Raw genomic sequence first — 13,054 nt, forward strand, 5'->3', positions numbered from 1 at the left:
TTTTTTATTTTGATATAGCCATCGCCATACAATTACCATTAATTGAAGATGTTAGAATCAACCCTTTTTTCAAAGGTCCTTTAGTCCATCCTAGTGAACGAGTGACTTCTTGTTGTTCTTCATTTGTTAAGGCAAGTAATTCAACTGCAGCTTGTGTATGATACAATGAGCCATTTGACTCCATGTAGCCAAAAGTGTTATTTAATGTAAAGGTTGGTGTGTCGCCAAACTCTGACTTCAGTTTAATAAATTCATTAGTGTCGAATACATTGTTGTTATGATAAAATATAAAGTCGATATCAGAAACAGTTAGCTCAGCATCATCTAAACAACGGGATATACTATTTTTAATGGTTCGGTAAAGGTTATCTTCAGAATTAAAGCTCATTCCAAATCCTTTGACCTTAGCATGGACATCTAGTCCTTGCTGTACAGCTATTTCTTCATTAGCTAAAGTTAGAAAAGTACTTCCTTCAGTTGTTTGATACGAACTCTCAGTTAAGTGAAGAGCTTTGTCGATTTCATCCGATAAATCCGAAGATTCATCCCCAGCGCCAACAAGAACAGTTTTTTGTTTACCATCTTTAATTGTCAATGCTCCATATAGCATGGCGTGTAATCCATCGGTTCCACCAGAGCTATGAGAACTGCTAAACCCTTTGATTCTGAATTTTTTTGCGATTTTTCCTGCTGTGGAATTCAATACCATATCCGGAAAGTAAACTCCACTTGCGTTATCAATGCCCCGGTCAAGAATGGAGCCCAAATATTTTTCTGCGCTCTTTAAGCTTCCTCTAGAAGTACCGTATACAAGCCCGATATCTTCTGACCACTCCTTGTCTTGCAAAGTATTCTTAATGGCGAGATCACAAGCTCCAATGCTAAATTGAGTTAATGGATTCATCCGTCTTTCATAAAGAGCTTTATTATATTCTTTTAAAGAGAAGTCTAGTTTAGTCTTAGGAAAAGGTTGGATACTGAAGGATGATAGAATGCTTCCAGATTTGTTTGCTAATGCGTGTACTGTACCAAATCCGCAAATGACAACATCTGATTGTTTTGCTGTTTCGCTGTTACTATCAAAGATAGGTGTTTGAGGAGAATGAAAGACATTTTTTGATAGAATTGAAGCGTTATGACCGCCAAAAGCTGAATTGTTACATAAAAAATAATCAGGAGTTTCGGTCAGCATTTCATTTGTAACAAGTTTTGCCGTTTCGCAACCTTCCCTCGCTTTTTCAAAGTGAATTGTTGCTGGCAATAGACCTTGTTCTAAAGCTAACAAGGTAGTAGCATATTCAATTGAAGCTGCTGCTCCAAGGTTATGACCGAAATATGCTTTACTAGAGCTGACATTAATGTCCTTAAATCTATCACCGAAGAAAGACTGTAGCCCTTTTAATTCAGCAGGGTCATTTGCCTTAGTGCCTGTTCCATGAGTGTTGATATATTCTATACGTTCATTTTCAATACCACCCTGCGCCACCGCCATTTGAACGGCATTCAAGATTCCTTTTCCTTCTGGCTCTGGAGCAGTTTCATGATATGCGTCACTACTAAGCCCATAACCATTGATAACTGAGTAGATTTTCGCATCTCTTTCAAGCGCTTTTTCAAGAGGCTCCAAAACCAAGAATGCTGCTCCCTCACCTAGACTCAAACCATATCTGTGGTTATAAGGTGAGCAAGGTTTATCGTTCAATGCTTTTAAAGCATTAAACCCAGCATAAACTGATGACGACATGGAGTCTGACCCGCCTGCAATCATTGCATCAGCATACCCATGCTGTAGCATGTCACACGCAAATCCAATTGCATTTCCACTTGCCGCACACGCAGTATTCAAAGTCATTACTGGGCCATTAAAGTGGAAATGCTTTGCCACAGAGTCACCTTGTTGGAAAAAAGGATAATTTTTAGTTAATTGACTATCAAGATTCGATAATCCATTTTGCTGCTCAAGTGAATTTAGCCCACCATTACATGTTCCAAAAGCTAGACCGATTGTCCCAATATTTTCCTGAGCTAGCCTCGCTTCACTTACCGCCTCTTGAATAGACAAAATAGCGTACTGTGAACAGCGATCAAAGGAGGCTTGTTCTTCTAATGTAAAATGATCGGTTGGTTCATAGCCTTTAATTTCAGCCCCAATACTGCTAATAAACTTACTAGCATCAAACGACTGTATGTTATCAATCCCTGTTTGATTTTGTTTCATATTTTCAAAAGTTTCTTTTTTGTTTTGACCTAGTGCTGATAAAATGCCAATTCCGGTAACTGCTATTTGGAATGGTTTCATTTATTACCACCTCGCTTTTTCCATTTTTTCATCATAAGCAGTGTAGACAATAGTATTTTCAAAGGAATGTTATTGCTACCACTATGCCTCAATACGCTTAGTGGAACGATTTTTTGTATAATGTCCATGTGATCCGGAGATCCATGGATATCATCAAATTCAATGAACTCTAAGTTCGATACATTTTCATTAATAAAGGACTTTTCAGAGAGTGGAATAATTTCATCACGTGTGCTAAAAATATAAGTAATTGGAATGTCTATCCGTTGGATATTTTCAGGGGAGATGGCCAATCCTCTCATATAACTCTGAAGTTTATCTTCGTCAAGTTTGCACACATGAGACAATGTTCTTCTGGTTATGAAGGGTACATTCTCATTTGAATAGTCTTGATAAAAACGATTGAGAGGCGCTCCAACAGTGGTAATCCCTTTGATTCTTGGATCAAATAATGATTGTTTTATAGCTAATTGTCCTCCAAAGCTCATACCAACAACAAAGGTGTTTTCAACATCCGTTTCGTTGGCTAGAGAATTTAGAATCATTTCGATCATCTGATGAGATGATTCTTGAAAGATCATACTATTTTCTCCGACCCCTGGAAATTCCGTGACAACAACCGAAAACCCCATCTTTTTCCCTGTTTCAAGAAAAACGCTCCACTGTTCTTTAATAGAAACAATACCGCCTAAGACAAGTAAGCAAGGCTTTTTAGGATTAAGGTTTGCAGTATAAAAAGAAAGTTTTTTATCATGTACATAAATGGTGTGCTTTTTGACATTATTATCACAATAGTGATCTTCAAAAGCACGAACTAACTCTTCGCTTGATTCCTTTTGTACATTTGTTTCTGGGAACGGAAATCTAGCAAAGTTATAGCACTGGATGGCATCTGATACGTGTCCATTCTCTAAACTTTGTTTCGCTGCCTTTCTCCAAACACAATCCCATGCACCTTCGATTTTGTCCTCATGAGTGGATTCTTTGTAGATTGAGTTAAGAACATGCTGAGGATCTAATCCTTTAAACTGCTGTGATTTAACATGCAAGCCTGCATATTTCTTCAATTCAGATAATTCAATCAATATATAGCACCTACTTGAACGTACTTTAACAGTAGGGAGTGAATAACCTCTGGGTGCTTGAGAATCTGAAAGTGATCACCTTTTATCGCTTTTATAGTCACTGGTAAATCCATGCATTCTTTCCATAAATGGATCTTTTCTATGTCTATAATTCGATCTTCGGTTCCATTAATGACATATGTAGGAAGAGGTAAAGATTCTTTATTAAGTGTAAATGTTCCCACTAATGATAAATCTGCTCGTAAGATTGGAGCAAACCACTTTATAAACATTGGATGTTTTTGCAAATGGTCCGGAATCCCTCCAAGCGCCCCCATCTTTTCCATTAATGTGTGATTATCCCCAGTTGTTATTTGAACAGTACCATTATACTCCTGAAGAGGATTCACACCACTTAACACTCGAAACAAAGGATCATGATCCATTAAACGTCTTGTTATTTCATAAGCAAACAATGCACCCATACTATGACCAAACACACCCCAAGGTTCACCGTCTTGTATCGTTTCCTCGACCTGAGCAATTAGTGATTCAGTCGCCTCATTAAAGTTGTCGACTAATGGCAAATTTCCCTTTTTGCCTCTTCCAGGTAAATCAATAGAAATTACTTCTACGCCATTCATTTTCCATCGTTTAAACATTGATGAAGAACCTCCAGCGCAATGAAAACAAAGCAGTTTCATCAAGCACCTCCCTTAGTAACCACAGGTTACTAACCTGTGGTTACTAACCTGTGGTTAATATAATACACACTTCAAATTACAATATCAACCATATTCCGAAGATAATTGTTAAAAAATTATAAAAAATGTTTATTATGTAAATTTAACAAGATATTGGTCTATTTGTTTATGAGGAAATTCAATGTCATTTCCATGACATATACTAACAGATTTTGGCTTCAATTCTTTTACAATACGGCCACTCTTTACAGCTTCGTCCATATCTGAAGTAAACATAGGCATGGGTTTTTGTAACTTCCCTTTTTTAGAGGTAAACAAATCTCCCCCAATAAGAATACGATCTTTTTCATGGTAGTACACTACGTGTCCGGGAGAGTGCCCAGGGGTATGGATGGGAATTAGATTTGCTAGCTTTTTAAATTTACCATCATTTAATTTTTCTAGTGGCTGCACGATCCCTGGCTGGACCAGCTTTTCTGTTTTTTTTCTACCAGGAAAAGGTTCTTTTCCTTCCATGTGGTTAATATCATTTTGATGAGCATACACAGGAACATTTTCTGCTTCGACTATTTTATTTACTCCACCTACATGGTCTGAATGACCGTGAGTTAAGAGGATCCCTTTTAAAGAACCTAGCTTTTTAGCTTCTCTCAAAATACGCTTTTTCATAAAGGGCATTCCAGTATCAACAAGATAGACTCCATCATCGTCTGTTACAATCCACGCACTCATTTTCATAAAAAACCATGCTTCGACTTTATATATGTTAGGAGATACCTTGAGGACTTTCACTTGCTACCACTCCTTTAATAAAATAATGAACCGACTGTTTTACAATTGGAAGTACTCTTCTTTCAATTTGGATCACTCGTTCTTCCACATCTTTATATGTCATGATGATTCCATGAAGCATGTAATAAATCATTCGACTGAACTCAAGTAGTTGGGCTTCACCCCACTCCGTAAAGTTTTCCTTAACTGCTAATTGTAATGAATCAAAGAGCCTTAATCTCGTCTTATTCAACTCCCATTTTGTTGAAGTTATATCCACTCTACTTGCATCAACTGTTACAAAGGCTTGGTATAAATTTCTATAAAATAATCCGAAGTGAACAAACGTTTGTGATGTTCTTATTAGTTTTTGTTCTGGTGAGAACTTTTCGTTCGTTAATATAGAATTCATTTCTTTTATTAATTTATCTAATGGTTTCTCTGCTAATTCTTCGAGTAATTTTTGTTTGTCATGAAAATACACGTAAATACTCGTATGGGAGCAATTCGCTTCTTTTGCAATCTCTCGCACGGTTACCTGTTCATAACCCTTTTTGTAAAACAAGGTTTTTGCAGCAATTAAAATCCTATCTCTAGCTAAAATTTCTTTTTTTGTCAATGTATTTTCCTCCTCTATAACCATCGGTTAGTAACCAATGGTTATATTATATTGAAAACCTTGTAACTATTCAAGGACAATCTAATACTTAAACTTCCCGAGTCCACGAAAACTCTTGATATATATTTCGAAAACATTCATTATATTCTTTAGGTTTATTCACTAATTCACTTGTAATTGAGTCTTATATCCTTTAGTATCACCACCACTTTCTGAGGAAAATGCTGGTTTTAAGTAAAAATACCTATACTTAGAGTCCTAGTTTAAATTGAGATTTTCCAAAGGATTTATTATTATTGCTAATAAATAAATTAGTAGATTTACTATAATTAGGGAGACTATATGAAAAAAAATACTACTAAATATATACTACTTGGTTTTCTAGCTAAAAATTTTAACACTGGATATGAAATAAAAACGCTAATAGATCAAAACATGAGTAGCTTTTGGAAATTTAGTTACGGACAAATATACCCTACACTAAAGATATTAGTAAAAGATGAGTTAGCAACAGTTATTACGATTCATCAAGAAGGTAAACCTGATAAAAAAGAATATAAAATTACAGATAAAGGAATTGAAACATTTGAAAAATGGCTTCATCACCCTATAAATGACCTTCCGGTAGTAAATAATATCATCTTATTGAAAGTTTTTTTCCATTATCATAAGGATGATGAAGCTATAATCAATCAAATAGAGTCCTATAAATTACTCTTAATAAATAGACTGAATACGTATTATGCTATTGAAAAAACATTTCAATCAGAGACTCAAAACAATGAGGATCCACTTTATTGGCAACTCATACTGGATTATGAAAGAAGAAGAATTGAGGCTGCAATCATGTGGTGTGAGACAGCTAAAAATAAAATCTCAAATTAATTTATGTATTAATTAGCTAAATATAAATAGTGAACCTAACCATAATAAGACTTGTTTTAACTCTTCATAGAACTAAGATTATATACGAAGTTGAGTTTAAATAACTCCCTTCCTTTCCTATACACTAGTTAGTAGTGACTGATCTTTACTAGTATAAAAATTACAGCATGGATATTTGTGGTAAAATAGACAATAGTATAAATTACTGAAAGGACAAATCAAATGTCTCTGACAAGTTTATTAAAAGGTTCGAAGCCTAATCAAAAAGAATTTCAAGAGATTCTAAGAGTAGTTATTCCAATCAAAAAATCATTTCAAACTATCTCTGGTAAAGAAGCATTTTCTAAAAACCAGTACGAAGTTTTAGTCCCCTATAATTTAGTGAAAAATTATAATTCTTCAGTCGTTGGAACCGCATTTGATTATTTAGCCAGGATCATGCTATCTCGAGTAGTAAAGAAAAATAGAAGTGAAGCTTACAGTGATATTTCAGCTGAGCACGGATTAATTATCTTATCAAGTTTTTTAAAAAATCATCGTACTCTTAGTTCAAAAATTGAAAGAAGATTTAAAAGATCAGTTAAAAAATTGAAAAAATACAGTAATAATAAAAAGCCGATCATCCAATTATTAAAAGATGCGTGTTTCTTAGCTAAGTTTGATCACATTCTTCGTTCTGGTCTTCCTCCAGCAAATATTTATGAGAAATCTTTTTTTAGTGATCCTGATGAAGAGATCCTTAGAGAGTTAAACTTGTTATGTGATGTATTTCAAAAAGAGTTTATACCAACAATTGTAAGGTCAAATAGTGAAATTATTTACAATCCGAATTTTGGTGTTTCCTCTGCTTTTGTTGGAGGCGCAGACGGTGACGTAATTATTGACGGTACACTATATGATTTTAAAACTGGAAAAAACGTGGGTTATAGATGGCAAGAAGTTGCTCAAATAGTAGGATATTATTTGCTGAATGAATTATCTCTTGAAGTTATGAACTCAAAAGAAAATTATTTTATAGATGACTCTTATCGACATTTAGATATTAAGCGAATTGCCTTCTATAGAGCCAGATATGGTGAGATTGAATACATAGACACATCGTATTTTGACAAATTTGCAATTGAAAAATCTAAAAAGGACCTTGCTGCTTATTTTGTTAGAAGCCCTAATATGAGCAGGCCGATGATTGAAAACCTTCATATATTAAAAGACTTAGCCAATACTTAATTTCTAGTAAAACTAAGTGTTGTTTAAACAAATAAGAACAATATTAACTCAAGATACTCAATTGTCAAAGTTGTCCCATAATCTCAGGAATTTTTGGTAATTATGATAACCTATGATTTAAGGAGTTCCCCTGACTCCTTCCCCCCTTATATTATACATAATAATTCACCCCCCATACTTAATCATGATGGGGGGTGAAGTTTGTAATTGTATTTAGTTCTATGACTAGAAGAACATTTTAGCAGTGAAGGATAAATTAATATCTTCGCAAAATTGATATTATACACGAAGTTAAAAAGATCTATTTCTAGTCCCCTCTCTGGTATTAATAATTAAACACTTCTCAATCTCCTACATTAAATTGTCTTGCACCTTAAATAAATACTATCAATGCCCCCTTCGATAACAACTGATATAATAAAAGAAGCAATAAGTTCAAAGAAGGACTGTGAGCAACAATGAATTCTATACAATTTGGAAATAAGAACATTTACTATACATTAAAAGAAAGCCATAACCGAAAGACTTTTTCAATTTCAGTAAATCAGTATGGAGTGAACGTTGTTTCTCCTCCCAATGTTCCAATAGATAAGATAGAAGATATCCTCTTTAAAAAAGGGCCGTGGATTGTAAAACAACTATCAGACTTTCAAGAAATGCAGGAAAGCGTAAAACTAAGATCGTTTGTTTCTGGTGAAAAATTACCCTATTTAGGTCGACAGTATCGTTTAAAGATTATGAAGACCGATCAACCGACTCCTGCACTTCGTTTTCATAAAGGACGTTTTTATGGAGAAGTTCACCATTCATGCAGGGAAGAAGAGTATCGCGCTCTTTTAAGGCCCCTTTATATTGAATGGGTGAAAAGAAAAGGCGATAAGTTTACGAAGGATCGATTAGAACCTTTCACGTTAAAGCTTCAAAAAGAACCAAAGAATGTAGTGATCAAAGACCAAGAACAACGTTGGGGCTCTTGCACACCGGAAGGAAAGCTGTTACTAAATTGGCGGATTTTCTTAGCGCCTGCCTCCATCGTTGACTATGTCATCACTCACGAGCTAGCACATTTAGTACACTTAAACCATTCGAAAGAGTATTGGGACACGGTTCGTATGTTACTCCCGGATTATGAGGATCGGAAAGAGTGGCTACGTTTGAAAGGAGCTACTCTTGAGGTATAACTACAGCAGAATTTCATTTATATGAAATTCTGCTGTTTTCGTCTTCATCACTTCTCCTAAAACAAATCCTTAAGACAAAACACGCTATTCTATTAATTTTCACTAAATGACTGATGCTATAATAATATAAAATTACAATAATCGGGGGAAAAAGGATTGAGTATTTGGTTATTTCGAGCAGGCTCCAATGGGGAATTCGAAAACAAATTTCTGCAAGATAATCGCGTTTATTTAACTTGGGACGAACTGGATATAGATTTAAGTACATTCAACAAAAAAGAAGAACTTTATTCATTTTTAGTTGAAAAGTATAGTCTTGAAAAGCAAAAAACAGCGATTAACTGGGCATCACAAATATACCCAATAGCTCATAGAATGAAAATAGGGGATTGGATTGCGTTACCTAGTAAAATAAATCGAACCATTCACTTTGGTAAGATCATAAGTGATTATCACTATGATCCGAGCTCTGGGAACCCCTATTATCATTACAGAGATGTAGACTGGTTTGCAATGGATGTACCGAGAGATAGATTCGAACAAGATCTTTTGTACTCCTTAGGTGCCTTCATGACCATTTGTAAAATACATAAGAATAATGCAGAAGGTCGCATAAAAGCAATGTATCATAATAACTGGAAAGTTACTGACAAGCCGATTCCTGATAAGATTGAAGATACTGAAGATGAAGTATTGCCTGATTTAGAAGAGTTTATCGAAGACCGGATTTCCGAGCATATCATTCAAAAGTTTAAGGGTCATAAGATGGAAATGTTAATAGAAGAAATTTTGAAAGCAAAAGGATTTACGACATTTAGAAGTCCTGAAGGCGCTGACCAAGGGGTAGATATCTTAGCTGCTGCTGATACACTTGGCTTCGGAGCACCAAAAATTTGTGTTCAAGTGAAAACGACAGATACCCCTGTAGATCGCCCAACGATGGACCAATTAATTGGAACGATGAGTAATATTAACGCAGATTATGGACTCCTGGTTTCATGGAGTGGCTTCAAAAGCTCTGTAATGAAAGAGATTCCAAAACAATTTTTCCGATTACGCCTATGGGATTCAGCTAAAGTCATCGAACAACTTTTTGAAACGTACGATGCGTTGAGTGATGACATTAAAGCAGAAATTCCATTGAAAAAAGTATGGATGTTAAACAAAGAAGACTAATAATCATAAGAAAACAAGGAGCCTATAAAATAGACTCCTTGTTTTCTTATATCAATCTTAATTCAACTATAATCAAGATGCTATATATATGTGATTATTTGTACTGCACCTCAGCAAGCGCAGTAAAATATCCAACAAGCATGGAGGCGTCATTGATGCCGATTTTTTTCTTTAAAAGGAGGATTTTCAAGTCTGCATTGAGCTTTCGTTTAAAGTCGATTTTGGATTTCCAATCCGGAATATCCGATACCCGTTCTTCAATGAATTGTTGAACGTCCACGGCCAACCCTTTTAGTTCTTGTTCCTCCCGATCTTCAAACGTTTCACTTAATTTATTAAAATACGGTTCCTGTTCAGGCGTAAGACCACTCTTGGTACGGCCTTCGGCTTTTTTTAAAAGTTCTTCACGAAACTCGTAAAGCTTTTGAATCAGTTCATGAATATCTTCTTTGCGATCGTTGAACCGTTGAAGAAGATCTTCTACCTTTTTCTTTAAAGAAGTATAGTAGACTTCGTCCTCGTCCATTTTTACTGAGATTTCTCGCTTAATGGCATGCTCGATTTGCGCTGCCTTCGATTCTGGCAGTTCATTGTTTTCGACTTCCTCTTTAAATCGGGCATCCAGAATCGGAACGGGATCCCGTGCATCGATCTTCTCGGATAGTAGATACTTATGGACCAGTTGGCGAACTTTTTCGCCGCAATCGGAGATATTCAATCCATCGTCCACTGAAAAGCGCGATTTGGCCTGCAGCCGTATAGCCCCTAGCTGCTGTAAGTCCCTTACGAATTTTTCTGCCTTCGGACTCGGCATCACTTTGTCCATACTGCCTGCAAACCGTTTGTATGCCACATCAAATTCAGCCCGAGTATCTTCTGCTTTTAATCGAAGGATGCGTTCTTCCGTTTGCTTGTCCGATAGTCCGTCAAAGAATCGCATAGCAGATCGATGTCGCTGTTCTAAGCGAGGAAGCTCCTCGTCAATCGATTGAAGCGCTCCCTTCACGTCATTGGAACTGAAAATTTCGAGGGCTTGATCCAAGAATCGGGAAACCCCGAAATAATCAACAATCAGGCCATAGGATTTATGTTCGTCGTATCGACGATTCGTCCTGGCAATGGCCTGGAGAAGGTTGTGTTCACGTAACGGCTTATCCAGATACATGACCTGTTCCACCGGTGCATCAAACCCCGTCAATAACTTGTCGCACACTATCAACATCGCCAGTCGATCTTCCTCAAAAGGCTTTTTAAATCGTTCAATGTACTCTTTTTCTTGTTCTTTCGTAATATGATGACTTCTTAACGGCTCCTTGTCATTATGACCAGACGAAAAGATGACCGCCGTTTCAAACTGCCCTGCCGCATACTCATCAATCAATACCTTATACTTCACCGCAGCTTCACGGGAAACAGCGACCACCTGCGCCTTATATCCATTTACGAGAATGTGAGATTCAAAGTGACGGACGATATCAAGTGCAATTTGATCCATTCGATCAGGGGCCGTCAAGATAAGGGCTTCATTGACGTGCTTTTGTTTGATTTTCTCACGGTCCTCTTCTTTGTACTCAAAGAACACCCGGTCAAATAGCTCGTCCAAGGAGTCCCCTTTTACCTGCAGACTTGGCAAGCGAGATTCATAATGTATCGGTACCGTTGCTCCATCCTCCACGGCCTGCTCAATGGTATATTTATCAATATATGAACCGAATTCCCCTGTGGTTGAGCGCTTCTTCTTATCAATCGGCGTTCCCGTGAACCCGATGAAGGTCGCATTTGGGAGAGCCTTTCGCATGTTAAGAGCGAGCCCCTTATATTGCGAACGGTGGGATTCATCCGTCATGACGATAATGTTTTCCTCTTCTGAAACGATTGGGAAGATCTTATGTCCTTCATCATCCTCAGTCCCCTGAAACTTCTGAATCAACGTCATGACCGTCGTTCCTGGCCCTTTTATCAGCTGCGTTTTCAAGTCCTCCATGGACCTTGCTTGTGTAGGGTTTGGGAAACCACAATTTTGAAAGGTTTTCGTGATCTGATCGTCCAAATCCTGACGATCGGTAACGATGACCAACATCGGGTTGTTCAAGGATGCAATCCGGCGTAATTTCATCGCCATGTAAACCATCGTCAGGGACTTTCCTGACCCTTGTGTGTGCCAAATTACACCACCGCGAAGTGAAGGTTTGTCCTGGGTCATGATACGCTCGATTCCTTTTTGGACCGCACGATATTGTTGATAACGGGCTAGCTTTTTGACCTTTCCATCGAACACGATGAAGTTCCTGAGCAAATCGAGAACGGTTTCTTTTCGTAACATCCCTGACACCAAGATATCCTGAGGGCGATCGCTTCCCACCTCATCCAACGTCAGAGGATAAGGATCCTTCCATAATCCGTAGTGTTGAGGACGTGATAAGATCGTTCCAACACGTGCACGGTCACGACTCGTGACAATAAGCATTTGGTTATACCACAGCAATTTCTCGTGCGTTTCCTGATAGCGATCCATCTGACGAACGGCTTCCGGAAGCTGTTTGTCCCATTTTAGTTTAGGGCTCTTGCATTCAATCAAAACAAGAGGCAATCCGTTGATGTACAACACAACATCTGGCCGGATCGTACCACTCGCATTCTCATACGAGATTTGATTGACGACTAAAAATTCATTTTGATCCACGTCTTCAAAATCAAATAACTGAACGGTTTGATGCTTCTTCCCACTTCCACGGTCCTGGAGCACCACCCCCCCTTGACCAAACAGCCAATTAAACAGTTGATGATTGGCACTCCATAAGTCTTCCGCCTGAACCACGGTCAACTGTTTGATGACTTTCTCCACATTACCGTCATCAATCCAAGGATTAAAACGCTTAATCGCTTGAGCTAAGCGCTTGTCCAAGACAACGGAAGCGCGCGTCGTACGCTCTTGATCCAACTCGGTCCCAGCTATGTATGTATAACCAAACCCTTTAAGTTGTTCAATGAAAGGTTTCTCAACCTCTGTCCACTCATACCCTTCCATTCTCTCCCCTCCTATATCGAAAAGCTGAAGGCGTTCGCTCAGTGGCGACAAGCAAAGATTAAGTCCCAAGAAGATTGTTCTTTAACCTTAATGGGGGTTA

Annotated in this window: 10 protein-coding genes; 4 read left to right on the forward strand and 6 right to left on the reverse strand. The window is 37.4% G+C overall.

Translation table 11 applies throughout. From position 1 onward, the window contains the following. Positions 1-4 precede the first annotated feature (4 nt). From Q4550_RS15890 to Q4550_RS15910, 5 genes are all read right to left on the reverse strand, one after another. A complete protein-coding gene (locus Q4550_RS15890; protein ID WP_303534429.1) occupies positions 5-2,299 on the reverse strand; it encodes a beta-ketoacyl-[acyl-carrier-protein] synthase family protein in 2,295 nt (764 codons plus the stop codon). Next, a complete protein-coding gene (locus Q4550_RS15895) occupies positions 2,296-3,384 on the reverse strand; it encodes an alpha/beta hydrolase family protein (RefSeq protein WP_303534431.1) in 1,089 nt (362 codons plus the stop codon). Before Q4550_RS15895 ends, Q4550_RS15890 begins: the two co-directional genes overlap by 4 nt. Continuing rightward, on the reverse strand, positions 3,381-4,067 hold the full coding sequence (locus Q4550_RS15900) for a thioesterase II family protein (protein WP_303534433.1): 687 nt from the start codon (positions 4,065-4,067) through the stop codon (positions 3,381-3,383). The genes Q4550_RS15895 and Q4550_RS15900 overlap by 4 nt, the downstream gene beginning before the upstream one ends. A gap of 132 nt (positions 4,068-4,199) precedes the next feature. Next, entirely contained in the window at positions 4,200-4,859 is a 660-nt protein-coding gene (locus Q4550_RS15905) for an MBL fold metallo-hydrolase (RefSeq protein ID WP_303534436.1), read from the reverse strand. Further along, a complete protein-coding gene (locus tag Q4550_RS15910; protein WP_303534438.1) occupies positions 4,834-5,457 on the reverse strand; it encodes a TetR/AcrR family transcriptional regulator in 624 nt (207 codons plus the stop codon). Before Q4550_RS15910 ends, Q4550_RS15905 begins: the two co-directional genes overlap by 26 nt. 342 nt (positions 5,458-5,799) lie before the next feature. On the opposite strand from Q4550_RS15910, the gene Q4550_RS15915 reads away from it, so the two are divergent. The 4 genes from Q4550_RS15915 (at position 5,800) to Q4550_RS15930 (ending at position 9,926) form a co-directional block, all read left to right on the forward strand. After that, positions 5,800-6,342: a PadR family transcriptional regulator gene (locus tag Q4550_RS15915; RefSeq protein WP_303534441.1), complete on the forward strand. Its 543-nt coding sequence runs from the start codon at positions 5,800-5,802 to the stop codon at positions 6,340-6,342. 222 nt (positions 6,343-6,564) lie between these two features. After that, positions 6,565-7,569: a hypothetical protein gene (locus Q4550_RS15920; protein WP_303534443.1), complete on the forward strand. Its 1,005-nt coding sequence runs from the start codon at positions 6,565-6,567 to the stop codon at positions 7,567-7,569. A 458-nt stretch (positions 7,570-8,027) separates the two neighbouring features. Beyond that, on the forward strand, positions 8,028-8,750 hold the full coding sequence (locus Q4550_RS15925) for a M48 family metallopeptidase (protein WP_303534444.1): 723 nt from the start codon (positions 8,028-8,030) through the stop codon (positions 8,748-8,750). 156 nt (positions 8,751-8,906) lie between these two features. Continuing rightward, entirely contained in the window at positions 8,907-9,926 is a 1,020-nt protein-coding gene (locus tag Q4550_RS15930; protein WP_303534447.1) for a restriction endonuclease, read from the forward strand. Positions 9,927-10,020: 94 nt separating this feature from the next. Here the strand turns inward: Q4550_RS15930 and Q4550_RS15935 are convergent, their stop codons facing one another. After that, positions 10,021-13,005, reverse strand: coding sequence for a type I restriction endonuclease subunit R (locus tag Q4550_RS15935; protein WP_303534449.1), 2,985 nt, complete (start codon positions 13,003-13,005; stop codon positions 10,021-10,023). Positions 13,006-13,054 lie beyond the last annotated feature (49 nt).

The sequence above is a fragment of the Anaerobacillus sp. 1_MG-2023 genome (assembly GCF_030547345.1).
Classification (GTDB): domain Bacteria; phylum Bacillota; class Bacilli; order Bacillales; family Guptibacillaceae; genus Guptibacillus; species Guptibacillus hwajinpoensis_B.